Origin of the sequence: Peribacillus simplex (genome assembly GCF_030123325.1) — a bacterium.
Taxonomy (GTDB): domain Bacteria; phylum Bacillota; class Bacilli; order Bacillales; family DSM-1321; genus Peribacillus; species Peribacillus simplex_D.
In genome coordinates this window covers 3,033,632-3,058,066 of the sequence record NZ_CP126106.1, presented here as the reverse complement: position 1 = coordinate 3,058,066, position 24,435 = coordinate 3,033,632, and the positions used below count along the sequence as shown (strand labels likewise).

Here is a 24,435-nt window from a genome sequence, read left to right as displayed (position 1 = left end):
AGAATTAAAGAAAATATGAAATTGGTTTCCTGGAATGTGAATGGAATAAGGGCTTGTGTAAAAAAAGGATTTTTAGATTACTTTAAAGATGTGGATGCAGATATTTTTTGCCTTCAAGAAACTAAGCTACAAGAAGGGCAGATTTCACTTGAGTTGGAAGGTTACCATCAATATTGGAATTATGCATTGAAAAAAGGATATTCCGGTACAGCCATTTTCACGAAGGAAAAACCGCTTTCCGTGAAATATGGTGTAGGGGAGCTGGACGAGGAGCCGGAAGGCAGGATCATAACACTGGAATTCGAGAAATTTTATATGGTGAATGTATATACCCCCAATGCAAAAAGGGATTTATCCAGGCTGAATTACCGTCTCGAATGGGAAGATGAGATGATAAATTATCTTAAGGAACTAGACTTGGTGAAGCCGGTTGTCTACTGTGGGGACCTTAATGTCGCACATTCTGAAATCGATTTAAAAAACCCAAAAACCAATATTGGGAATTCCGGTTTCACTAATGAAGAGCGTGGAAAGATGACTGAACTACTTGATGCAGGGTTTATCGATACTTTTCGCCATTTTTATCCGGACCGCGAAGATGCCTATAGTTGGTGGTCATATATGGCTAAAGTGAGAGAGCGGAATATCGGGTGGAGAATCGATTATTTCATTGTTTCAAAACGTATGGCGGATTCTTTAATAGAGGCTAACATTCACTGCGATGTCATGGGAAGCGATCATTGTCCGGTTGTCTTGGAAACAAACCTCTAAATCGAATAAATTCTGTTAAGTGGGGATACTAATGGTTATCCATATTCAACAGGAGGTTAGATTATGAACACATTTATCGTGGGCTTTCATCAGGAAGATAATGTAGACAGCATGCAAGTGCAAAAATTGACGTCGGCTGAGTTTGAAAAATCAACATCACGCGGCTTTCGCAGATTATTTGAACTGGATACAAATATTGGGTATTTCGTTTTTTTTGATGCTGAAGATGATGAAGGAGATTTATCTCATCTAGTTTTACAGTATGAAGAAGATAATCAGGATCCAAGTGATTGTTACTCCTTTACGAAAAATGATTTTTATGAGTTCATGGCACTTTATTTACAAGGAATGGATGAAGCGGAAGTGGAGGATGAAGAAGATGATGACAATGAAGAGTATGGACCTATCCACCATCTTGCCCATTTGATGTTTCATATTGTAGAAGAAGGAAAATCCGTAAAGCCATAATGGACGGGTAATGAGATGGAAGGTACTTGTGAGCTTTGTGACAGGAACGGGATAGAACTGACAATCCATCATTTAACACCTAGAGAATTAGGCGGCAGCCACTTACCAATTGCCTATCTCTGTAAAACATGTCATAAACAGATTCACGCCCTGTATTCAAACCGAGAGCTGGCCATCCGCCTGTATACCGTGCTATTGCTGAAAGATGATGAAGCATTAAAAAAATACTTAAAGTGGATTAAAAAACAACCGGTAACGAGGGCAGTGAAAATCAGAAAATCAAAAACGAAATAATGCAAAAGCCCATCTTGAAGTGATGGGCTTTTGCATTTCATTCAGCTTGCTTTATTTTTCAACCGGTCCAATAAAAACCCACCTTTAAAATAACGTGGTTCATATGAAATGATGAAAGCCTTAGGTTCAAACTTTTCAACGGTTGCTATCAATTCTTGTTCACGATTGCGTTTTGTCAAAATTTCCATACGATAACGGTTGCTATCCCTGCCCTCGCCCGTATAAAGAGTTACACCAAATCCGTTGTTTCTCAGTGTATCTACTAAATGTTCATTTTTGGTTTGAGTATTAACGGTTACATTAATAAAACCGATGGCAAGTTTTTGCTCAATTTTCGTACCAAAAATTATTCCGATTCCAAAACCGACTGCATATACAACCATGGCGAGTATGCTTTGGTCACCGCCAAATACTAGGGATAAACCAAAAACGTATATTAACATTTCTGCTATACCAAGTATCGAGGCAAGTATGGTAATATTTTTTACTAAGAAAATGGTTCGCAACGTGTAAATCGGAACATAAATAAGTTGTAATAGTAGAATCAGAAGTATTTCTTTCACTTGAGCACCTCACCAACATCTTCCAGTTTAATTAGACGTTTCAACTTGGGGATTGTTCATTCCATAAGTAACATCTTCCATAATCTAACCACACTATAATAGTGGAATTCAATGGGGAATATTATGTATTTTTTGTGTCATTTCCATCAACATAGAATTAAAATCCAATAAGATTTTTCAATATTCTTTTTTTAATTAATTTGGTATCATTATCCTTATTAATTCATATGGGGGAATGATGATGTTTAATTATGATGGTCGGATATTCAAAGCTAAAGTCAATTCTGAAAATGGAGAAGTGTCAGGAAATACTTCCTTCCACTATTCACAAGAAGGCTCAATTCTTTCAGCAAGCTATCAGGGCGGAGAGATTGTTAAAGGGACATTAATAGGGCTTGTCAATCTCGATGGAACTCTGGAATTCAGGTATAATCATATCAATGAAAAAGGGGAAATTAGAGGAGGAAGCTGTCTTTCCACCCCTGAAATGTTGCCAGATGGAAGGATACGTTTGCATGAAAAATGGAAATGGTCAGATCTCGAACAGACCGAAGGGCATTCCATCATCGAAGAAGTGAAAAAATAATAATTTACTTAGAGGGGTTTGAGGACAATTACTACTATTTGTTTAGTGCGGCATGGTCAAACAGATTGGAATGCACTAGGGAAACTGCAGGGGCAGACTGATATTCCTTTAAATGAACTCGGAAAGATTCAGGCACGGCAATGTGGTGAATTTTTGTCAAAAAATGATTGGGACGTAATTATTTCAAGCCCTCTAAAAAGGGCAAGGGAAACGGCAGATATCATTTCGCATTATATTGAAGTCCCGGTTATTGAAAAAATGGAATTCATTGAAAAGAATTTTGGCGTCGCTGAAGGAATGACAGCAGCTGAAAGGGAGTCAGCATTCGTGAATAAAGAATATCCTGGTCAAGAAAATCAAGAATCTTTACGAAACAGGCTGATGAATGGACTTCAGGAAATTCAGAAGGAGTATCCCGATAAGAAAGTTATACTAGTTGCACATGGAGCCGTCATTCATTTTATTTTACGCTTGATGTCAAACGAGTCAATCGTATCCAACGAAATGCGATTGTTCAATGCATGTTTGAGTACGATTAGATTTGAAGTCGACTCTTGGATAATTGATGATTTCAATCAAGTAAATCATTTATCTTAGTCCTATTAAGCTTGGTTATAATTAAAATGGATATGATTGATATTTAGTTGCTAATTATAGAAAGAAGGGAATCATGACTAATAAGACGGCATTGATTTTAGGGGCTACAGGTTTGGTCGGCACCCAGTTGATTAAAAAGCTAAGCAACAGCAAAATCTATAGTGAAATCCATTTTCTTACAAGAAGCGAAGTGAAATTCACTGATCCCAAGTGCATAGGCCACGTGGTGGAATTCGATAAATTATCCAAGTATGCCGGTTTGTTCAAAGTCAGCGATGTTTTCATTTGTTTGGGTACTACGATCAAAAAGGCTAAATCGAAGGAAGCTTTTCGCAAAGTGGATTATGACTATGTTATCGAAGCAACTAAAATGGCAAAGACAGCGAATGTTGAAAAATTACTCGTCATAACAGCCATGGGAGCCAATTCCAAATCAAGGTTTTTCTACAGTCGTGTTAAGGGCGATGTAGAAATAACACTACAACACTTGGAATTGAATACTGTACATATCTTCCGCCCGTCCTTACTTCTTGGAGAACGCAAGGAATTCAGGGCAGGTGAAAAGATTTCTGGGCTGATAAGTACTTTTGCTAAATATGTCTTCGTTGGCCCTTTACGCCCTTATCGTGCAATAGAAGCAAACAAAGTAGCTGCTGCAATGTACGCTGCGGCCCAAAAGACGGCAAAAGGATATCATTTTTATAATTCGGATGAAATAGAGAAACTTGCACAAAGCTAAACTATTTATCAGTGAACCGAGCCTCCAATAGGCTCGGTTTTTAATTTAGGCTCTTTTCGTAAAGATTGTTGTTTTTAAAAACAAAACTATTTAAGGTTGATTGGAGCGCAAGTGCGAGACTCCTGCGGGAGCAGCGGGACAGGTGAGACCCCACAGGCGTTTACGCCGAGGAGGCTCACCGCCCGCCCCGCGGAAAGCGAGTATCTGGAGGGGAAATCAACCAACCGCTTTACTTGGTAAATAGCAACAAAGTATGCGAAAACAGCCTTAATATATTAGCAAATTTTAATCCCTGCTTTAAGGAAAAATAAACGGATGATCATTTGCTGCTGAAAAAAGGAATGGAGTGGAGGTGGAGAACCAAAGGACTAACTGTAGGGACCTGAAAAGTCAATCTATAGAAATCCGTGAAACTAATCTTCCGGATGAAACTTGATTGTAATAAGAATTTCCACTACAATTTGTAGTGGGAGGTGGTAAAAGATGAATATTAAAAATTTTAAATATGATGAAGTTGGACTGAATCGTTTCTTTGGTCCATTGGAAGCTAATATCATGGAATATTTATGGGATAAAGATGAACAGAGCATTAAATCGGTTCAGCAATCATTGGAGCTGGACAAACCTATCAATTTCAACACAGTAATGACCGTCATGAATCGTTTAGTAGAAAAAGGAATTCTTGAAAAGAGGTCTGAAGGGAGACTTTCATTATTTCGCCCGGTGCAGTCCAAAGCGGAGTTTTTGGAAGAGCAGTCAAAGAAACTGACTGAGAATTTGCTGGATGAATTTGGTGGGGCGGTCATAAGCCATATGCTGGATGCCATGAAAGACGCTGACCAAGGTTTAATTGAAAAATTGGAACAAAAAATCCAATCGTTAAAAAAGGATAAATTATAATGTGGAAGAGAAAGTCTTATTTTGTGATGAGCCTGAGTCTATTAATTGCCTGTGTAGTATGGTGCCAAATGGGGGCGTTTTTAGTACATATTTTTTTTGGTGTGAATATTAAGGCCAACTTTTTTAAATTTTGTTTTAGTTTATTCAAAGAAGATTCAGTTTACTACTTTGTGGTCGTCACCCTGCTCAGTATAATATTATCCTATAGTATAATGAGCACATTATTCAAAATTGCAGAGCAATATTACTTATCCAGGAGATTTAAACAAAAGCTTTTTCTTTCAAAAAACGTTGATATGACAAGGTCCATAAATGAAACATTCAATCGGGTAAAAAATGATATCTTAGTTGTGAACGCTGAACGGCCTCTTGCGTTTACGCTTGGTTTCAGGCGGCCTTTCATTGTGTTCAGTACTGGTTTAATTCGATTATTGGACTTTGATGAACTAGAAGCGGTAGTGGAGCATGAAGCCTTTCACCAAAAAAAATATGATCCGCTGGTCATCTTTATTTTACAGCTGATCTCAGATGGGTTATGGTTTGTACCACTGACAAAATGGTGTCATAAAAATTACAAAATAATTAGTGAATTATCAGCCGACGAAAATGCGATTAATAAAATGGGGACTGAATTAGGCATAAGTGCCGCTTTATTGAAGTTAATTAAACATGGTTGCACTGATAAATCCCCTCCAGTCCTTGTCCACTTCTCCAATGAATCAGTTAACTATAGACTTCAGCAATTAATTGAGCCCCATAAATCAATTCCTTTGAGGGCTGAAACTGCCACGATTTTCGTTTCTATTTATGTTTTGGTTTTACTTCTGGGAATGACTATAGTGATTGTCGGATGACTTTCACTTGATTTTTTTACCACATTACACTACACTTTGTAGTGTAAAATAAAAAAAGGAGATGTGTCATGAATAAACAAGAGATCGGTACCTTTTTATTAAGAGTTATGTTGGGAATTTCATTTTTCATGCATGGTTTGTCAAAATTCAAAGGGGGATTGGATAACACTGCAGGATGGTTTCAAAGTATAGGCATTCCAGGATTTATGGCCTATGTAGTTGGTATTATTGAATTGGTTGGAGGAATTGCCTTAATTATAGGTCTTGGAACAAGAAAAATTTCTGCCCTCCTTGTTTTCATCATGGCTGGTGCAATTGTTTATGTGAAATTTCCAGCAGGTTTTATGGGGAATGGAGAAGGTACTGGGTACGAACTGGATCTCGTTCTTATGATGATTGCACTTCACCTAGTAATGAATGGAAGCCGTTTCCTATCTATAGACTCTAAATTGCCAACCCTTAAAAAAAGACAAGATTCAGAAATGATAGCAAGTTAATTATAATAAACGATATCCCAAAAAATTAAACACTTTTAAACAGCCTTGAGGCATGAAACCGGCAATCTACTGGAGTCATGCCTTTTTCTTTTCACCTTGTTCTTGGTTGAAATCCTTCACGGTGAAAAACCGATAATAAATCGATTCAGATTTTGGTCATCAAAAGTAGTTTTCCATGACTGCATTATCCGAAAATACTTTGCGAAATGACCATACTGCAAGTCTGGACCAAACACCTTGGAAATTTAATTCAACCGTTAACACAAAAAAATTGATAGTTTTCGTAAAATTCGATTGACGAACACACGTTCCTTGTTATAAAATACGATCATGGGTAATAATGGTATAGTGGTTATTGCCACTGACCGGTTCAATAGGAAGCTTGGAAATTTCTCAAGGTTTGTAAAAAAAATCAAAGCTAAAGGAGCTATTTAATTATGACAATGCGATTATCTCCATATTTAATGATGAACGGAAATGCAAAGGAAGCGATCCAATTTTACGAAAAAGCATTGGATGCAAAAGTCGTTTTTAATCAAACTTTTGGGGAAATGCCCGAAAACCCAGAATTTCCTCTGCCAGAAGAAGCAAAGGATCTTGTGGCACATGCAATGTTAAAGGTTGGGGAAACGGACCTCATGTTTTCCGATACGTTTCCAGGTCAAACCAGTCAATCTGGAGATCAAGTAACGATCTGTATTTCAATTAATGATATTGAAAAATCAAAACGAATCTTTGAAACTTTGTCGCAAGGTGGAGAAGTGAAAATGCCGCTGCAGGAAGCTTTTTTCAGCCCTGCTTATGGGATTGTAACGGATAAATTCGGTGTAACCTTCCAAGTTTATACAGAGGGTCAACAATAATTTTCTTAGGTTAAATAATATCAACATGGAAAAGCGGCTGTTTTAGAGTCTTTTAGTTGCAACTTAAATCGTAATTGATGAATAAATAAATCCCAATTTCTCACTTATATCCATGAGAGATTGGGATTTTTAATATCGGAATTTCCTTAACGCTGTAAATCCACGATTTGCTTGCGGTACTCTTTATAAGATTATTGGTATGATTCTTATCTCTGTTCATATGCAGCCAAAGATCATCCCGCACGGTAGCATGGCAAGTGATAACATCTGTTTATGTATATTGTAGCGCTCATTCTCAGTTCCCATGATCCTGGATTCAATCTGAATGAATATATTGCTCTTAATAACCGAACTCCACGATTGATATCATGATTTTAGTAGTTACCGATAATGTATTTCTGGTTTCACACTTTTAATTTTGATACCTTATCGTTATCTTTCTGTGATATTCGTCATATATTCTTCATCTATTTGTTCTTTGTTTAGTAAATGGCTATGCTATTATTTAAAACATTGACATACAAATTAGTCGCATTCGTTGTAAAATATATTCCTTTTAAAAGGCTAAGATCATTCGGGTAACATTACATTGCGGAATAAGGGGGAACAATGTGAACACAGATCAAGCTTTCGACCTGTTAAAGGATGCAGGAGTATCAGAAAGTAACAGTATACAAACTGTTAGACGCTGGCTTCGTGAAGGTAGGATTAAATATGAGGGAGGAAACAAGAATAGAAAAACTGGATACATAATGGATGGTACAGATCAAGCATTTGAAATGTTAAAAGATGCAGGAGTAACAGAAAGTAATAGTGTACAAACTGTTAGTCGCTGGCTTCGCGAAGGTAAGATTAAATATTCTGGAAACGGAAAGAGGAACGATGGATACATAAACGATGACCCAGCTTCAAAGCTGGCTATAAATGATATCATAGATCGAAATAAGGACGAAATCATACACCGATTAAAATTAAAAATACAAGCTCAAGATAAGCATATAGAAGGTATTGAAGAACTTCATGAGACTGCAAAAAGAATATTGATTCAACAGAGGGATATGTTCAAAAAGGAAGTTGCCATTCTAAAGAATGAGAAAAGTGAATTACAAAATGAAACAAAGGATTTATTAAAAGAAAATATTGAATTACGTAATGAATTGATAAAATTAAAAGAAAATATCAGAGACAATTACAATATTGAGTCCACCACTCAATCAAATGATTATAGTGAAAAATTAGGGCTTTCTAAAACGGCGAGCAATAAAGAAGTATTGGCAGAATATAAAGGGTTATTAAAAATAACTCATCCAGACCATAATGGCAACGCAAAGGTATTTCATTACATTAAGACCGATTACGATAATTTTAGAAAAAGTACTAAGGGTAAATGATTAGGTGCTTTAAATATTGGAGTTCAAAGAGACCGACCAGTGTTAATTTAGACTATAGATCATCCTTTTTTTATCAAATTTCGTTTGGACTTTTTTAATAAACAGAATCCTGATAACAAATAGGTGCCTATTGAACTAAGGCACCTAAAATTGAGGCCTTTAGAGTCTAACGTTTACACAATATCAAGCTGCAGACTATTTTTGTCTCCTCATCCATTGCGTTGCGACCCATTTTTCCCCAGTGATAACGGGCGCTCCACCGTGTAAAGTTAGTTCGTTTAGATTTTTGTCGTTATAGAAATATTCGAAATACACAGCCATTCCCTTTCGCGGAGACACTGAAAAATTCAATTTAGGAAAAAAAGTTTCCCCCCCATGCTCCACATCATTTAAGTACATGATGATTGTGCTAATTCTATTATTTTTTGCTGCTATACTTGAGGATGTAAAAAAATCAAAATGAGCTTTATACTCTTGCCCAGGAGTATATTTAAGAATTTGAATACCATCTCCATGCTCAATGGGTATATTCATGATTGTTGAAATCCTTTTTTCAATTTTGGTAATGATGTCATTTTCATTTTCTTGAAAAAACATACTACTGCTTGTTCTTATCTCATTTACTTCGTGCTTAACTCCAATTTTGGAACGATTCATTCTGTCTTTTGACAATTCGATAAGTCCGTCACATTCTTCGTCACTTAAAACATTCCCTAATATTACAATTAGTGGTTCATCTAATCTAGCAATTACATTAATTTCTCGGTCTTCCGTTTTGATTTTATTTCCAATATGATTAAAAATAGTTTGTTCTTTACTTATTTTATTTTCCACTGTCAACTTTCATCGACTCCCAATAGAATGAATTTTCCGAACAATCAGTGTAAACTGCTACTGTAAGCGTTTTACTATGTTAATTATACCATGAACCTCGTTATATAACTGTTTCTTATTTCTTGCTAACAGTGCTCCGATTATGAGGTGGACCAGTAAAAATTACTGGTGACCTGGCGCTTTACTATAGCAAACTTTAATCTTTTACATAAAATATAGCAAACTCACAATATGCACAAGTATCTTTGTATAGATATTCATGTATGTATTTTCACCAAAAGCCATATGTGAATTTATTTCCTTTTGTAAAAAAGATGAAATGACGCATACTTACACACATTTTTGTACAAGTTTTATCATTCTTTTTCAATTAAAGAAGGGGTTTACGAAAAAGGAGGATATTTCCTTTCGAAATGAGCTGTTCAAGAAACTTAAAAAAAAGGAAAAAAAAAGTATGAATCGAAAGATTTATAGATAAAAAAAGTAACTCCTTTAAAGCTAATAAGGAGTTACTTTTTTCTGTGGATAAAACCAGCGTTATTTTGGTTTGCTATGATGTTGGATGATGCGATCAACGATATCTGGCAATTTAATTTTCTGTTCTAAAAGAAACTGGTAGAGCGCATCTCTATCCTTCGTACTCACATTCCACTCTTTAGGGATTGATTCAATCACTTGATGGATCGAATTGTTCGGCAATTTCACTATTTTTTCTATATATGATGTAAGCTCTGTGTGATCATCGAGAAGAGAGAAGGCCCATTTATAAAAAGGCCAATGGTAGTTATATACCGGTGTTTCACTTAGCGTTTGAGCAGACCATTTGTAACGTCCCGGAAAAACTCTGCCATGATCAATCATATGGACATAATAGCCACCATCACTGAGATTTTCCAAAATGACATTCATCGTACCTCGATCAGAGTTATTTACCCATTGGTCGAATACCGTTATACCGGCTAGCATATCTCGGTTTTTAACATCCGTCTTAGTGGGAGGATTCTCTCTAACATTTTCGAAAACTGTACTGTTTTCAATATAAACACAGCCATATTGGTATCCAGAATTATAGTTGTGTTTAGTGGATTGTAATTCAGGTGTTTTCTTGATGAATTCTTCCGATATATATACAAGGTCAAACGGGATAACGGGAAGTGAAAGGAGCTCTGCCAATTTGCCGACCAGATATTCATTGACCACTTCTTTTTCTCTTTCTTTCGTAGTATCGAACCACTTCACGACATATTCTTTACCATCGCTGAAAAGAATGACATGTGCGGTTCCGCCCCTTAATGTTTGTACATATCGAACTGGATATTTAGTCATATCACTTTGTCTCCTTTAAAAATATTTGTCTAGCTCAATTTCTTTTTTACCTTGTCTTTTTTATTAACCATATTGATTTTGCATTGTTCGATGAAATTGGCTATTAGATTCGGTAAATGAACTTTTGTTCTAAAAGAAATTTGTACAGCGCTTCACTTTACTCCTTCGGGAACCCGCCCTCAACAGGGATGGTTTGCGTAACTTGGTTAATTCGCTTGGAAGGAATACAATTTTTTCTACAAATGATGTAAAATCTTCTACATTTCGCATAGCGGAACCCCCTCGGTTAGTTTCTTGGTAAGGGATATCATATTTTAGATTCTGGGTAAGCGTTTTTTCAGGCCAATGATATCCACCCAAACATGTTCCATGAATCAAATGGACAAAATAGCCGCCGTCATGTACTACAATGAAAATGCATATGGTCCAATCTCGGGTATTGGCATTCTGAACTGAATCTGTATTTTTTGGAATGTGATTTAGGAATGCTTTTAATGAATTCATCTGGAATATATACAAGTTCGAGGGGGACAAAAGGAGGGAAGTAACATTGCTAATTTACTGACCAAATTATCATTTACTTTGACTATGTCAATTAGCTCCGTTATTTTTTTCCATTAAGCTGTATAGCCTTTGTTGTTCGATGATTTGTTTTTTTAAATCAAAATTTTCATCAATAACCTGTCTTGCACTTCTGGTATATCTCTTCCATACTCTTGGATGACTCAGGAAATATTTTATACCTTGAGCCAATTTTATATCATCTTTCTCAGGAACAAGGTATCCTGTTTTTTTATGCTCAATCAATTCCGGGATCCCTCCATGAAAGGTGGAGATGACTGGTAAACCGCTTGCCATGGCTTCTTTTAATGCATTTGGGATTCCTTCTACATCGCCATCTTCGCCAGTTTCACTGGCAAGGCAAAAGAGATGGGAATCTCTTAATTCCTTAGAAATTTGGTTAGAATCCATTGGCCCCCTAAGAAAAACGTGTTCGTTTAATTGGTTTTCATCAATGAAAACTCGTAGCTTCTCTTCATCTTTGCCTGTCCCAATGATGTGCAGTGTCGTTCTTGAGTATTCCTGATGAATCCGTTGAAAAGCCTTCAAAAGCGTAAAAAATCCTTTTTTCTCGACAAGCCTGGCTACAGACAAAATTCGGATTTCACCTTCTTTAGGTAGGGAACGCTGGACATATGGGTATAAATCTAAATCTAGACCGCCATATAATACATGTATTTTATCGTCTTTAAATCCTAATTTTTTTAGCTCATCTGCAAGAAAATGGCAAACGGCAAAACAGCCAGCTCCATGTTTTACTAAATTTTGATATCGGAGGACATTTTCGCGAAATCTCTTATATGTTTGAGTGGATGAATCACGTCCCCGAAAATGTACAATCAAAGGAATATCAAACTCTATAGCTGTTGGTAAAATATCAATGGAGTGTTTCCCTTGATGAGCGTGAATCGCCACGACATTTTGCTCCTTAAGGAAGGTTCCAAGGTCTTGAATTTCGTTCAAATTAAAATAATGTTCAAACTGATATTGAACATTGTCGCTACTTGGGTAAGGGCCTATTACAATAGGCCGATATTGATCCAAGTTAATGATCTGATTGTACATAAATCCTTGATTTATTTTAATAGGTTCCCTAATGTAAAAAGCGATTGTCTTCACTTCTTCTATCCCTTCCTTCCCTCTGAAATCAAGTTTTCGATAAAACTTTGAAATATTTGTCGATCTCGTTCAGTTAATTCTTTTGGAAAGGAGGACCATTTAAAAAATTGAACCTTTTGTATTTCTATATCATCAGGTTTTAAATCTCCGCTGAGTATATCCTCGGTCACGTAAGCAATATTGACTGGAAAGTATTGATCACCATTAGGCAGCTTCGTAAAATAGTCCTTCCCTGAAAAGACGCCAATCAATTGAAGGTTACCGATGTTAATTCCGGTTTCCTCCAAAATTTCACGTCTGCATGCCTCTTCCGCAGATTCTCCTAATTCGATAAAGCCACCCGGCAATTTCCATATTTTATCGGATTGTACCATCAGAAAACGGCTGTTCTGATCGATAACCAAAACGGTAACACCAGTAAGTATCAAAACTCTGGTCCCAACGAGAGCACGTAAATCTTCAATGTATCCCATCTCAACTCTCCTTTCTGATCATTTTCTTTCTGGTTATTCCTCTTTTTTATTAAATTCAATATGGAAAGATTTGAAACGGACAAGCACATATATTTTAGTGTTTTTTTGTGAAATTCTTTTTAATTATACGTTTATGAGGATAAGACACTGCAGAGTTGCTCGAAAATCATTCATAATGCGAATCGAATTAGGCACCATTTGCTAATAGGTTCCTTCTCGTCCTTAAGAACCCAGTAAAAGGGGCCTTATTATGTGAAAAAGTGTTATTAACCTAAAGCAACTAATCGATGATTACATATCATAATTATGGTTATAAAAAAGATGGAAAGAGGTGAAGATTGGATGAATGATTTTAAAACAATAAAGGTTGAGAGAATAGAGAAGAACGGTAAAAAGGGACTTATTATTCATAATCCAACCACATTAAAACTAATTGGGGAAGGAAGTCAAGGTGCAGTTTTTCAGCTTGATGAAGATCGTTGCGTGAAAATTTATGTGAATCCCAACGCAGCAACTAAAGAGGGGAAAGCACTTGAAGCAGCAAAGGAAACTCATATTGTTCCGAAGTTATATGAAGTCGGACCAAACTATGTAATTATGGAGTATTTAAAAGGTCCCAATCTAAAAGATCAATTGAAAGGAAAGCAGGATATTCCCGAATCGTTTACAGAACAAATCATAATGATTCGAAAGGAACTAAAGAGAGTTGGATTTAGTAGAATCAAGACCTCAATCGGACATTTTGTTGTAACAAAAGGAAATGTGCTGAAAGCAATCGATCATTCAGATGGCCTCACAATGAATGATCCATATAATCCGAAGATGTTTCGTGATCTAAAGAAATTGGGGTTATTGGATACATTCCTGGAACAAGCAAAGAAAATCGATCCTGAATCATATGAAGACTGGCAGAAAAATATCGATTTCAATGCGATATAGGAAACCCATCCGTAGTAGGACAATATGGGGAATTGCCTACCGCAAAGGCTCTAACCTGTGTAAGTATGGCATATGTAAAAAAATTCATGATGAATTCATCTCAAAAACAATTATGTTGTACAAGCAGGAAAAGCTAAAAGAATAAAGTCGATTCTTTAACGTGAAGGAGTTCACTTTTTAGGATGAAATTCTCTTAGACTTTAAAATTTGCGATATGCGCAGTAGCCTTGTTACTCCCGTTCGTAATGTACATGTTCGGAAACGGAGGCGTTTCTCCTGAATACGGCATTTTTATTTTTTAAAATGAAAACGCTAAAATGTTTTTAGTATATTGCTTGTTTATTCTTCGGTAATATCTATGTAGCGTAGAGTGACAAAAGGTCGGGTATGATGCAGGATCGATTGTGTGGTTAGTCGGAGCAATGTCAGGATTCACAGTATTGCCCACTCCTGTCCGACAAATGTACATCCCCAATTATTTGAGCCTCTTCAAAAGGGTATAGTAACCAACTTTAATATATCGAAGTAGTTGATGTAGGGTGTTTTCCTGCAGAATTCGAAACCTTTGCGTCGATGGCGCCCATTTGGACCTGCCGAGGGTTGCAAATGTTGCGGATTGATTCATTGGAATGCCAAGTTTTTCTCTTCATGTACGGAGAATCAGTATTGTTGCCTTAACCCTTACCAAGGATGATAAAAGTTGTTGCTTTAGGGGATAGCCAATAAAATGCCTAAACTATATCCATTTCATCATATTTCGTACTCTTAGTTATCACGCCTGATAACAATTCAATAAAAAATGGAGGTGGGAATAAACCTCCCCTTTTTATTGTCTTCTATTAGATTAAGAATTTATCAGTGAAAATTCCCCCCTCAAAATCATGAATGCATTCCATCAAATATTTTGATATAAAGGTATAAAAAACCATTATAAATTAGTCGCTAATAACGGGGCTTGCAATCCCCATTATATTAATCAAAGAAATTGTTGCCCTCATTTCTGACGGCTGGAGTTTTTCAAAGAAAGAATAAAGGATACCGACTGGCTACAAAGCCGCAAAAAAGCTCACACAGTGGTTTATCCACACCGTATTATCGACCATTACACCAAAAACATGGTAACTCCATTGCATAAAAAGTGTAATGGAGTTTTTAATTTGGCACAAACCTGCAGGTTGCGACGCCCGGCCACATCCAGTTTGTGATTCTTGCATGTATAGCCTACTGGCCCCCGTTAAATAAAAAAGGACTAATTGGGCTACTAACTAGACCGGAAGTTGTCCTAATGCATATAAAGGATTAATGAATGACAAAGGGAGGCAGCTTATGAAAATCCGAAAGGCCATTATTCCGGCCGCAGGCCTTGGGACCCGATTTTTGCCTGCAACAAAAGCTCAGGCTAAGGAAATGCTGCCGATTGTTGATAAACCAACGATTCAATATATTGTTGAAGAAGCAGTAGCTTCTGGTATAGAGGAAATTATTATCATAATCGGTAGAGGCAAAAGATCAATAGAGGATCATTTTGATAAATCCTATGAGTTGGAAGATGCACTTTTAAGAAAAAATCAGCTGGATATTTTAGAGGAAGTTCAGAAAATATCAAGTTTGGCAAATATCTATTATGTCCGCCAAAAGGAACCGATGGGGCTAGGACACGCAATTCTCTGTGCTAAAAGCTTCATTGGAAATGAACCTTTTGCTGTTTTGTTAGGGGATGACATCGTTATGTCTAAAACACCCTGTCTGAGACAAATCATCAGTGTTTTTGAGTATTGTAACAGTTCCGTCGTAGCAGTTCAGAATGTACCGGAAAATGATGTCAGTAAATATGGAATTATTAAGCCAAAAGGGACAATGATTGAGCCTAACCTTTTTCATATCGATTCTTTGGTGGAAAAACCGAAAAGGGAAGAGGCTCCTTCCAGATACGCGATAATGGGACGTTATGTTTTTAGACCCGAGATTTTTGAAACACTATCAAAGCTTCCGGTTGGACATGGTAATGAATTACAACTTACTGATGCCATAAATGAGCTAAATAAGCAGCAGGCAGTATTAGCATATAACTTTGAGGGAAACCGATATGATATTGGTGATAAAGTTGGATTCATTAAGGCAACAATAGACTTTGCTTTGCGCAGGGATGATATAAGAGACGAGGTACTTTCCTATTTAAGGGATGTAAATAAGAAAGAAAACCTTCAGATTATAAAGAGAGAGCATGAATAATATGAAAATAGCCGTTTTGGGTACAGGTTATGTCGGACTGTCCACTGGTGTTTGTTTGTCCGAAATAGGGCATAGCGTTATTTGCATCGATACAGATGAACAGAAAATAAAAAGTTTACGTCAAGGGATTTCTCCAATATATGAACCGGGTCTGGAGAATTTGCTTGCTCAAAATGCCGCAGCGGGCAGACTGCTGTTTACAACATCTCATCGAGAGGCACTAAATGGTGCCGAGATTATCATCATTGCCGTAGGTACACCGCAAATGGAGGATGGGGGAGCAGATTTATCGTATATTGTGCAAGCCGCGAAGGATATTGCCGCGAACCTAGTGCAGAGTTCAGTAGTCGTTATAAAGAGTACTGTGCCAGTTGGTACGAATGATTTTATTAAAAAAATCATGGAAGAACTTTGTAACGAAAGGGTCACCTTTAATATGGTTTCAAATCCTGAATTTTTAAGACAAGGATCAGCCGTTATGGATACGATGAAGGCAGATAGAATCATCATCGGTTCTGAAAATGATGAGGCGGCTAAGAAAGTACAGGAAATGTATCGTCCGTTAAATGTACCATTTATACTAACAAGTATTAGAAGTGCTGAAATGATTAAGTATGCTTCTAATGCCTTTTTGGCGACTAAGATTAGCTTTATCAATGAAGTTGCCAATTTATGCGGAGTAGTAGGTGCAGATGTTAAAGATGTAGCAAAGGGAATGGGAAAAGATAAAAGGATTGGAGAAGCTTTTTTACAGCCCGGTATTGGTTATGGTGGATCTTGTTTTCCGAAGGATGTTAAAGCGTTGCTTCATACTGCCAAGTTACATGGAGTAAATTTTCCCCTGTTAAAAGAAACAGTAGCGATTAATGATTTTCAGCAGGAACTCCTTGTAACGAAAGCTATAAATCGCATGGGGGATTTAAAAGGGAAAAAGGTTGCAATGCTTGGTCTTGCTTTCAAGCCAGAGACAGACGATATGAGGGAAGCTCCATCCATCAAAATTGCGCGTTCATTAACCAAACTTGGTGCAGAAGTGGTAGCTTACGATCCGGTGGCAATAGATAATGCGAAGAAGATATTAGGGGATACAATCAGATTTGCCAGCTCAGTTCGCGAAGCGGCAGTGGATGCGGATGCTGTATTTATTGTTACCGAATGGAATGAGTTTAAACATTTAGACCTAGAGACATTGATGAATACAATGAGACAACCGATTGTTTTTGATGGCAGAAATTGTCTTGAAGAAGATCGAATCAAAGCGTGCAAGAAAATTGAATATTATCCAATAGGAAGACCGGCAATTGTTATTGGCATGACATAAAGCGAAAACATTTTCTAACACTTCATTAACCCGAACATGATTCATTAAAGACATAAATTAGGTTCAAACTGGCAATGCAGCACCTTTGATAGTTCTTGGGTGCTTCTTTATATTTCTTTAAATGGAAAAAAGATCTTCATCGATCCATTGATTGCAAATAATTTTGTGTCATGGCATTTACTTCAAGTCCACCCTTTGTATTAGGCAAACGCATACTCTCTGCCATTTGGCTTTACTGTATGTTATTAGTCCATGCGTACCTAAAGAGTCCTGCATAATATACTTGAAAAGGTCCAGGAAATTTGCTTACTATGCATGAAAGGAGATCATTTATTTGCACACAGTTATGCATTTGAATTTAAGAGTCGACCCGACCCAATATATCTCACAGATTCGGGAAGTTCCTGATTATGATTATATCCATATGGTACGACAACCAAAGTATATGATAGATCTTTCCCTTTTGAATGAGAAAGTTCATTATCTCAATGAAATTTTCTCACCAAAAGAGTATGTGAAAAAAAATAATATCTCCCTCTTACATGCTCACCATGGTCAATTAGGGATGTTATTGCTTCCTTTTAAAGAGGAAACAAACCTTCCGTTGGTTACAAGTATAAGAGGCAGGGATGCAACCCTAGCTAATCAGCCCATTGGCTATCTGGATAACATGAAAAGGCTATTTGATCAAGGTGAGCGTTTTTTTCCAGTTTGTCAGTATTTAGCAGATAGGTTAATTGCTTGGGGGTGTCCTTCAGAAAAAATTAGAGTGCTCTATGGGGGCGTTGACCTTAACGAATTCAATTACCGGACTCCACATAAAGGGGACTCTCAAAACATTTTATCCATCGGTAGGTTGGTGGAAAAAAAAGGACATCATATCTTAATGCAAGCATTTCAAAAAATCAAAGGTAAATTTCCAAATGCAACCCTGACGATTATCGGAAGGGGGGAGCTTGAAGAATATCTCATATCATTGTCAAATCAACTTAATTTAGGAGACTCTTTTCGTTTATTGAATCATCTCCCTAAAGATCAAGTACGAGAACAATTGACCAATGCGGATATATTTTGCGCCGCGAGCTTAGAATCTGCCGATGGAGATGTAGAAGGCATACCTAATACATTAAAAGAAGCTATGGCGATTGGAGTACCAGTGATTTCGACCAATCATGCCGGCATCCCTGAATTAATAACCAATAACAAAGAGGGGGTTTTAGTACAAGAAAACAATGTAGATGAACTGGCAGATGCTCTTGAATACATGCTAACTAACAGAGAGATATGGGAAACATATACAATAGCGGCTCGTCAAAAAGTCGAACAAAACTTTAACCTCATCCATCAGCTTCAACAACAAGCTGAATTTTATGATGAACTTGTAGCCCCTTATGAAGTAGGTAAACAATATTCAGTAACACATCGCCAAATTGATAAAAAAACCCTTAAGGAGACTCCACAGCCTCAACAGCAAGGAAATGATGGCGAAACAATTGCGCCTAGAAAAAAAGTCGAATTAGCCAGAAAAGCCCTTATTTATATGCAACAGCTCCAGCAGTTTCAAGAGCTTCCAGAGTTTCAAGAGCTTCCACAGCTCCAGCAGCTGCAACAGCTCCAGCAGCTACAACAGCTTCCACAGCTGCAGCAGCTTCCACAGCTCCAGCAGCTACAACAATTACAACAGCTGCAACAGCTGCAACAGTTACAACAATTACAACAGCTGCAACAGTTACAACAGCTGCAACAGCTACAACAGCTGCAACAGCTCCAGCAGCTACAACAACTTCAACAGCTTCAAGAACTTCCACAGCTCCAGCAGCTCCAACAGCTACAACAGCTGCAACAGCAGACTAAAGATAAAGTCAAAGATGAACTTGTAGCAGCTAATAAAAATGACAAAAAGGCTAAAATTCAACAGAAGGCTAAAGGGAATGATGAAAAAATAGCATCTCGTAAAAATGACAAAAAGGCTCAAAAAGCAGAAAAAGTCAAAAAAGCCCTTAATAAAATTCAACATTTTCAACATAAGGCCATAGATGAGCAGTTAGGAGGAGATCATGAAGGATTTTAAAAACATTATTGTAACCAAAGGTGAAAACTCTTTGGATATTCACAATCCGACTGCCTATTCGCTGATTGGAATGGGGGCTCAAGGTGCAGTATTTAAACTTTCGGAAGATAAATGTGTAAAAATCTATTCAGATCCCGTACAAGCGGAAATGGAGGAAGAAGCTCTTATAGCCGGAAAACATCTACCCTTTATGCCATTGGTGTATGAAACAGGACCAAACTATATAGTCATGGAATATTTTAATGCGCCAACTTTAAAAGAATATCTGAGAAATTGTACGTATATCCCTGATTCCATAGTAAAGAAACTTCTCTATATATTAAAAGAATTAAAACAAGCAAAATTCACCATGATAGATGCCCCACTACGTCATATTTTTGTCGTTGGTAATGAGGAACTTAAGGTGATTGACCATGTAAATTCCTTTAAAAGGATGCACCCTGTACCATTAAAATTATTAAGGGATTTAAATATTATCCTTTTAAAGGAATCGTTCTTAGCCCAAGTGAAAAAGCTTGAACCGGACACCTTCAATGAGTGGGAGGATTATTTCAATCAAAATAGTTTGGACTTTAGAAACATTCCCGTCCTCTCAGGAGGGTCAGGTAATGGAGTAAAAGTGGATAGCGCTATAACACAAACACTCATTGGAAAAGGTCATCAAGGTGCTGTTTATAGAGTGTCTGAAGACGCATGCGTTAAACTTTACGGGAAAACTGAACATGCAAATCAGGAAAAAATGGTTCTTTTATCAAGTCAAGACTTGCCTTTTATCCCGAAAGTCTTTGAAACAGGACCCAATTATATTTTAATGGAATATCTATTAGGACCAGATTTAAATACGTTTCTGAAAAAACAATCTGTACTTTCTGAAGACATAACAAGACGATTACTCTATATATTAAAAACAATGGAAAAATCAGGTTTCAAACAAATTGATGCCCCATTACGGCATATTATCATAACCAGGAATGGGTTTAAATTAGTCGACCATGTGTACTCATTTTCACGTGAACAAAAAAGGCCTCTCGAGTTATTTAAAGACCTGCGAGAAAGGAATTTTTTAGATTCTTTTTTGGAACAAGTGAAGGCGTTAGATCCTGGTACGTACGCTGAATGGACAAAAACACCAATCCCATTAACTGAAAATGATAATACGGTTGTCTAGTCATAAAAGGTATTGCGCCTGTTTTGTTGAGGTTAAGTTATCACAAAAAAGGAGCATATCAAAACCAATGGTGATTTTGCTTTCAATGGTAACCAATCGTTTTAGCTTAATCTTCATTGGTAAATGCTTGTTCACAGCGGGTATAAGCGTGGAATACTCATAAGGCTTAAAGCGAAAAAGGATATCATGTCATTCGTGAATTATGAATAAAACGTAAGTCTCTCCCCAATGAAGATATTGAGTTTGCTTCCTCTTTATATCCGTCATAATGAACTTTGTTCAGTTGCTGTAAAGGGTCGAAAGTATAAATATATAAATAATGCTTACACAGTGTTCATGAAAGGTGTCAAAATCCTAATGTAATAGAAAGGATTGGAATTAATGTTATGAATATATTAGTAACAGGTGCTGCAGGATTCATTGGTTTCCATTTAACAAAACGTTTGTTAACCCTAGATATCAATGTTATAGGAGTAGACAATATTAATGATTATTATGATGTTTTTTTAAAAAACAATCGACTCAAGATATTAAAAGAAAACCCAGATTTCGAATTCCATAAATTGGATTTAACTAATAAAGAAAAATTAAATCAATTATTTAAAGACAGATCCATTGATATAGTCATCAACTTAGCAGCCCAGGCTGGAGTACGTTATAGCATAGAAAATCCGGATTCTTATGTTAATTCCAACCTGGTTGGGTTTGTAAATATCTTAGAGGTCTGCCGACAAAATAATGTAAAGCACTTAATTTATGCATCCTCCAGTTCTGTATATGGAGCAAATACAAATATCCCCTTCTCAACCAAAGACCCAGTGGATCATCCAGTAAGTTTATATGCTGCCACTAAAAAGGCTAATGAATTAATGGCTCATACCTATAGTCATTTATATAATATTCCAACCACAGGACTCCGTTTCTTTACGGTTTATGGTCCATGGGGGAGACCAGATATGGCTTATTATTCTTTTACTAAAAATATTATTGAAGAGAAAACAATAAAGGTTTTTAATAATGGAGATATGAGAAGAGACTTTACTTATATTGATGATATTGTTGAAGGAATAATCCGATTACTTGATAAACCACCGGTTTATGATTCTGGATGGGATCGAGCTAACCCTGATCCAAGTTCAAGCTATGCCCCATACAAAATTTATAATATCGGTAACAATAAGCCCATAAAATTAATGGATTTCATTACCACATTAGAGAAACTAATTGGAAAAAAGGCAAAAATAGAATTCTTACCGATGCAACCTGGAGATGTTAAGGAGACATATGCAGATATTGCCGATTTGCATGCTGATGTGGGGTTCTATCCTTCAACAACAATAGAAGAAGGTTTAACTCATTTTGTAAATTGGTACAAAAAGTACAATAAATAAGAAAAAAAGAAGCAGTGAGTTTTTACTAAGTGGGATTTTAGTGAATAAAAAATAATGATGGAATCTCTGCTTCAGTCAGAAAGATTAAAAAATTTCAAACACCTCAACTTGATAAGGATAAAAAAAGATGAGGTAATGGCGTCAGGCCTTAAGGAAAAATAATTCGGCCAAGGTGAAGTTTCAAGAAGGTTGAAAACCATCAAAAGATCCACCTTCAAATATAGCTGTCATTGACACCATATATTTTTTCTTGTTTTTTTAAAAAAATCCTGGAGTTGGTATGAAAGGCAATTAACGAATGCCATTAATGAAATGCTGAAAATTAGAAAATGTCTATGTGAAAACGATAAATGGAGACAGATTCAATATTAATAGATTTGGAGTGCATGGCAGAACAGTACAATATAAATAAAAATATAATGAGTAAAAATTCTTGATCAAATAAAAAGAGAAGGGTACATGCAAGCAAAAAGATTAATTAAAAATTTGTAAGTTAATAAAAGGAGAAAGTAATTTGAATCCTAAAAATATGAAAACACCATTGGAAGTTGTTAAGGATTATAATTTTTTAGATATTCTCATGACGTCCCTTACACGTAATTCTACAAAAAATCCTCTATACAAATTAAATCCCCTATATGAAAACTATTTTATAGTTTGTCCTGAAGACCTACCATACAAAGACATTTATAAAGCAGATTCCATGTTCCCTCATGAATATCACAAGCAATTGAAGCAAAGTGGAGAACAAGGAAAAATAAAAAAATTAGGCAATTATCAAGAACTATTAGTTTTAGCAGAACGCGAGAAGAGTAAATATGAATTTCTTGTAAAAGGAACTGAGGCAGGATGAAAACCATTGCTTATTTTGTTAGTGAAAATATTAAAACACACCAACGTTTTATATATAATCAAATCGTAAAAATAAGTAGCTATCGCTCAATTGTAATCGGCCCATTCGACAATACCACCCATACAGAATTCCCCTTTGAAAACTACTATAATTTAAACAAGATTAAAGATCTAGAAAATTTCTTCAAAGAACAAGAGGTCATAGCCATTCATGCTCATCATGGAAAACACGGACAAGATATTTTGCCTGTATGTGAAAAATATAATATCCCATTGATAGTTAGCATTAGAGGGCGCGATGGTTCTGACAGACCAGAAATTTTTGAAAAAAACGCTCAGCGATATGCATCATTAATTAAACATGGTGCACAATTTTTTCCTGTTTGCCAATATCTTGCACAAGGATTAAGAAGGTTAGGAATTCCGGACGATAAAATTCATGTGTTATATGGTGGTATCGAATTAGATCTTTTCACCTATTCTACCCCCACGCTACCTAAAGAAGGCGAAATAAGAGTTTTATCTGTAGGTAGACTTGTAGACAAAAAAGGATTTGTTACTCTTATAAAAGCATTTAAAAGGATTTATACTCAATATCCCAATGCTAGACTGCATATTATTGGAACAGGTAAAGATGAGAATACAATTAAATCGGTCATTACAGAATTTAACCTTAAAGATGCTGTGATTCTTAGAGGAGCTATGAATTCAAAACAAGTTTCAAATGAATTGAAAAAAGCTCATATCTTTTGCCTTGCAAGTCAGACTGCTAAAAGCGGTGATATCGAAGGCATTCCTAATGCCTTAAAAGAAGCAATGGCTAGCGGTTTACCTGTCGTTTCCACCCAACATGCGGGAATCCCTGAATTAATTGAACACCTGAAAACAGGATACCTAGCTCCAGAAAAAAATGATATTGAGTTAGCGAAAGGCATACAGTTCTTTTTAGAACATCCAGAGGTTTGGAACGACTTTACGGAAAGAGCACGGAAAGTCATTGAAGAAAAATTTGATATCAATAAACAAATTATGGAGCAACAAAGATTATATTCTCTTGTTAATACAACGGAAACGGAAAAGAAAGCGGAAACGGAAAAGGAAACTGAAACAGAAAAGAAAACGGAAAAGGAAAAGGAAAAGGAAAAGGAAACTGAAACAGAAAAGGAAACTGAAACAGAAAAGGAAACTGAAACAGAAAAGAAAACGGAAACGGAAAAGAAAACGGAAAAGAAAACGGAAAAGAAAGCGGAAAAGAAAGCGGAAAACGAAAAGGAAAACGAAAAGGAAAACGAAAAGAAAACGAAAAAGAAAAAGGAAAAGGAAAACGAAAACGAAAAGGAAAACGAAAAGAAAGCGGAAAAGGAAAACGAAAAGAAAACGAAAAAGGAAACGAAAACAGAAAAAGAAAAGAAAAAGGAAACGAAAACAGAAAAAGAAAAGAAAAAGGAAAAGGAAACGAAGACAGAAAAAGAAAAGAAAAAGGAAAAGGAAAAGAAAACGAAAAAAAGGGAAAAGAAAAAATAAATCAAGTAAGGAAAACTTAAAAACAGTTACGGAAAAAACAAGCTGGGTACCCGGTAGTTATTATATAAAGGGAGTGTCAAGGGGGATATTGAAGAATTTAC

At 36.3% G+C, this 24,435-nt stretch carries 24 protein-coding genes; 19 read left to right on the top strand and 5 right to left on the bottom strand.

Going from position 1 to position 24,435, the window contains the following annotated elements; all coding sequences use genetic code 11:
• The first annotated feature begins 15 nt into the window (after positions 1–15).
• The 3 genes from QNH43_RS14400 (at position 16) to QNH43_RS14390 (ending at position 1,533) form a co-directional block, all read left to right on the top strand.
• Positions 16–771 carry an exodeoxyribonuclease III gene (locus tag QNH43_RS14400; protein ID WP_283914645.1) on the top strand — a complete coding sequence of 252 codons (756 nt, stop codon included), beginning with the start codon at positions 16–18 and terminating at the stop codon, positions 769–771.
• 63 nt (positions 772–834) lie between these two features.
• Positions 835–1,239, top strand: coding sequence for a cytosolic protein (locus QNH43_RS14395; RefSeq protein WP_076369485.1), 405 nt, complete (start codon positions 835–837; stop codon positions 1,237–1,239).
• A 15-nt stretch (positions 1,240–1,254) separates the two neighbouring features.
• On the top strand, positions 1,255–1,533 hold the full coding sequence (locus QNH43_RS14390; RefSeq protein WP_283914644.1) for an HNH nuclease-like protein HlpB: 279 nt from the start codon (positions 1,255–1,257) through the stop codon (positions 1,531–1,533).
• Positions 1,534–1,574: 41 nt separating this feature from the next.
• Here the strand turns inward: QNH43_RS14390 and QNH43_RS14385 are convergent, their stop codons facing one another.
• A complete protein-coding gene (locus QNH43_RS14385) occupies positions 1,575–2,096 on the bottom strand; it encodes a DUF2179 domain-containing protein (RefSeq protein WP_034306915.1) in 522 nt (173 codons plus the stop codon).
• A 241-nt stretch (positions 2,097–2,337) separates the two neighbouring features.
• On the opposite strand from QNH43_RS14385, the gene QNH43_RS14380 reads away from it, so the two are divergent.
• From QNH43_RS14380 to QNH43_RS14345, 8 genes are all read left to right on the top strand, one after another.
• Entirely contained in the window at positions 2,338–2,682 is a 345-nt protein-coding gene (locus tag QNH43_RS14380) for an avidin-fold protein (RefSeq protein ID WP_141994412.1), read from the top strand.
• A gap of 27 nt (positions 2,683–2,709) precedes the next feature.
• The gene (locus tag QNH43_RS14375) at positions 2,710–3,279 is read left to right on the top strand and encodes a histidine phosphatase family protein (protein WP_076369926.1); all 570 of its coding nucleotides are present in this window, start codon (positions 2,710–2,712) and stop codon (positions 3,277–3,279) included.
• A gap of 73 nt (positions 3,280–3,352) precedes the next feature.
• Positions 3,353–4,018, top strand: coding sequence for an NAD(P)H-binding protein (locus QNH43_RS14370; protein WP_283914643.1), 666 nt, complete (start codon positions 3,353–3,355; stop codon positions 4,016–4,018).
• A gap of 483 nt (positions 4,019–4,501) precedes the next feature.
• Positions 4,502–4,918 carry a BlaI/MecI/CopY family transcriptional regulator gene (locus QNH43_RS14365; protein WP_063233685.1) on the top strand — a complete coding sequence of 139 codons (417 nt, stop codon included), beginning with the start codon at positions 4,502–4,504 and terminating at the stop codon, positions 4,916–4,918.
• A complete protein-coding gene (locus tag QNH43_RS14360) occupies positions 4,918–5,772 on the top strand; it encodes a M56 family metallopeptidase (protein WP_283914642.1) in 855 nt (284 codons plus the stop codon). The genes QNH43_RS14365 and QNH43_RS14360 overlap by 1 nt, the downstream gene beginning before the upstream one ends.
• 68 nt (positions 5,773–5,840) lie before the next feature.
• The gene (locus QNH43_RS14355; protein ID WP_283914641.1) at positions 5,841–6,269 is read left to right on the top strand and encodes a DoxX family protein; all 429 of its coding nucleotides are present in this window, start codon (positions 5,841–5,843) and stop codon (positions 6,267–6,269) included.
• A gap of 437 nt (positions 6,270–6,706) precedes the next feature.
• Entirely contained in the window at positions 6,707–7,132 is a 426-nt protein-coding gene (locus QNH43_RS14350; protein WP_283914640.1) for a VOC family protein, read from the top strand.
• Between the two features lie 611 nt (positions 7,133–7,743).
• Positions 7,744–8,523 carry a hypothetical protein gene (locus QNH43_RS14345; protein WP_283914639.1) on the top strand — a complete coding sequence of 260 codons (780 nt, stop codon included), beginning with the start codon at positions 7,744–7,746 and terminating at the stop codon, positions 8,521–8,523.
• A 195-nt stretch (positions 8,524–8,718) separates the two neighbouring features.
• Here the strand turns inward: QNH43_RS14345 and QNH43_RS14340 are convergent, their stop codons facing one another.
• From QNH43_RS14340 to QNH43_RS14325, 4 genes are all read right to left on the bottom strand, one after another.
• Positions 8,719–9,363 (bottom strand): 2OG-Fe(II) oxygenase, encoded by a 645-nt coding sequence (locus QNH43_RS14340; protein ID WP_283914638.1) that lies wholly within the window; start codon positions 9,361–9,363, stop codon positions 8,719–8,721.
• Positions 9,364–9,894: 531 nt separating this feature from the next.
• Positions 9,895–10,683, bottom strand: coding sequence for a HipA family kinase (locus tag QNH43_RS14335; protein ID WP_283914637.1), 789 nt, complete (start codon positions 10,681–10,683; stop codon positions 9,895–9,897).
• 591 nt (positions 10,684–11,274) lie between these two features.
• Positions 11,275–12,363, bottom strand: a complete 1,089-nt coding sequence (locus tag QNH43_RS14330; protein WP_283914636.1) for a glycosyltransferase — start codon at positions 12,361–12,363, stop codon at positions 11,275–11,277.
• A gap of 5 nt (positions 12,364–12,368) precedes the next feature.
• Positions 12,369–12,836 (bottom strand): NUDIX hydrolase, encoded by a 468-nt coding sequence (locus QNH43_RS14325; RefSeq protein WP_076369465.1) that lies wholly within the window; start codon positions 12,834–12,836, stop codon positions 12,369–12,371.
• 342 nt (positions 12,837–13,178) lie between these two features.
• On the opposite strand from QNH43_RS14325, the gene QNH43_RS14320 reads away from it, so the two are divergent.
• The 8 genes from QNH43_RS14320 to QNH43_RS14285 all read left to right on the top strand — a co-directional run bounded on the left by QNH43_RS14320 (position 13,179) and on the right by QNH43_RS14285 (position 24,334).
• Positions 13,179–13,775: a serine/threonine protein kinase gene (locus tag QNH43_RS14320; protein WP_283914635.1), complete on the top strand. Its 597-nt coding sequence runs from the start codon at positions 13,179–13,181 to the stop codon at positions 13,773–13,775.
• Between the two features lie 1,326 nt (positions 13,776–15,101).
• Positions 15,102–16,007, top strand: a complete 906-nt coding sequence (gene galU, locus QNH43_RS14315) for a UTP--glucose-1-phosphate uridylyltransferase GalU (protein ID WP_076369459.1) — start codon at positions 15,102–15,104, stop codon at positions 16,005–16,007.
• Between the two features lies 1 nt (position 16,008).
• Positions 16,009–17,328, top strand: a complete 1,320-nt coding sequence (locus QNH43_RS14310) for a UDP-glucose dehydrogenase family protein (RefSeq protein ID WP_283918370.1) — start codon at positions 16,009–16,011, stop codon at positions 17,326–17,328.
• 334 nt (positions 17,329–17,662) lie between these two features.
• Positions 17,663–19,399, top strand: a complete 1,737-nt coding sequence (locus QNH43_RS14305; RefSeq protein WP_283914634.1) for a glycosyltransferase — start codon at positions 17,663–17,665, stop codon at positions 19,397–19,399.
• A complete protein-coding gene (locus QNH43_RS14300; RefSeq protein ID WP_283914633.1) occupies positions 19,386–20,567 on the top strand; it encodes a hypothetical protein in 1,182 nt (393 codons plus the stop codon). Before QNH43_RS14305 ends, QNH43_RS14300 begins: the two co-directional genes overlap by 14 nt.
• A 386-nt stretch (positions 20,568–20,953) precedes the next feature.
• A complete protein-coding gene (locus QNH43_RS14295) occupies positions 20,954–21,958 on the top strand; it encodes an NAD-dependent epimerase (RefSeq protein ID WP_283914632.1) in 1,005 nt (334 codons plus the stop codon).
• 514 nt (positions 21,959–22,472) lie between these two features.
• Entirely contained in the window at positions 22,473–22,811 is a 339-nt protein-coding gene (locus QNH43_RS14290) for a hypothetical protein (protein WP_283914631.1), read from the top strand.
• Positions 22,808–24,334, top strand: coding sequence for a glycosyltransferase (locus tag QNH43_RS14285; protein ID WP_283914630.1), 1,527 nt, complete (start codon positions 22,808–22,810; stop codon positions 24,332–24,334). Before QNH43_RS14290 ends, QNH43_RS14285 begins: the two co-directional genes overlap by 4 nt.
• Positions 24,335–24,435 lie beyond the last annotated feature (101 nt).

Bases quoted from the DNA above. Each gene is read 5' to 3' on its own strand.
- QNH43_RS14400 (WP_283914645.1), top strand. From the start codon at position 16: ATGAAATTGGTTTCCTGGAATGTGAATGGAATAAGGGCTTGTGTAAAA.
- QNH43_RS14395 (WP_076369485.1), top strand. From the start codon at position 835: ATGAACACATTTATCGTGGGCTTTCATCAGGAAGATAATGTAGACAGC.
- QNH43_RS14390 (WP_283914644.1), top strand. From the start codon at position 1,255: ATGGAAGGTACTTGTGAGCTTTGTGACAGGAACGGGATAGAACTGACA.
- QNH43_RS14380 (WP_141994412.1), top strand. From the start codon at position 2,338: ATGTTTAATTATGATGGTCGGATATTCAAAGCTAAAGTCAATTCTGAA.
- QNH43_RS14370 (WP_283914643.1), top strand. From the start codon at position 3,353: ATGACTAATAAGACGGCATTGATTTTAGGGGCTACAGGTTTGGTCGGC.
- QNH43_RS14365 (WP_063233685.1), top strand. From the start codon at position 4,502: ATGAATATTAAAAATTTTAAATATGATGAAGTTGGACTGAATCGTTTC.
- QNH43_RS14360 (WP_283914642.1), top strand. From the start codon at position 4,918: ATGTGGAAGAGAAAGTCTTATTTTGTGATGAGCCTGAGTCTATTAATT.
- QNH43_RS14355 (WP_283914641.1), top strand. From the start codon at position 5,841: ATGAATAAACAAGAGATCGGTACCTTTTTATTAAGAGTTATGTTGGGA.
- QNH43_RS14350 (WP_283914640.1), top strand. From the start codon at position 6,707: ATGACAATGCGATTATCTCCATATTTAATGATGAACGGAAATGCAAAG.
- QNH43_RS14335 (WP_283914637.1), bottom strand. From the start codon at position 10,683: ATGACTAAATATCCAGTTCGATATGTACAAACATTAAGGGGCGGAACC.
- QNH43_RS14325 (WP_076369465.1), bottom strand. From the start codon at position 12,836: ATGGGATACATTGAAGATTTACGTGCTCTCGTTGGGACCAGAGTTTTG.
- QNH43_RS14320 (WP_283914635.1), top strand. From the start codon at position 13,179: ATGAATGATTTTAAAACAATAAAGGTTGAGAGAATAGAGAAGAACGGT.
- galU (WP_076369459.1), top strand. From the start codon at position 15,102: ATGAAAATCCGAAAGGCCATTATTCCGGCCGCAGGCCTTGGGACCCGA.
- QNH43_RS14310 (WP_283918370.1), top strand. From the start codon at position 16,009: ATGAAAATAGCCGTTTTGGGTACAGGTTATGTCGGACTGTCCACTGGT.
- QNH43_RS14300 (WP_283914633.1), top strand. From the start codon at position 19,386: ATGAAGGATTTTAAAAACATTATTGTAACCAAAGGTGAAAACTCTTTG.
- QNH43_RS14295 (WP_283914632.1), top strand. From the start codon at position 20,954: ATGAATATATTAGTAACAGGTGCTGCAGGATTCATTGGTTTCCATTTA.
- QNH43_RS14285 (WP_283914630.1), top strand. From the start codon at position 22,808: ATGAAAACCATTGCTTATTTTGTTAGTGAAAATATTAAAACACACCAA.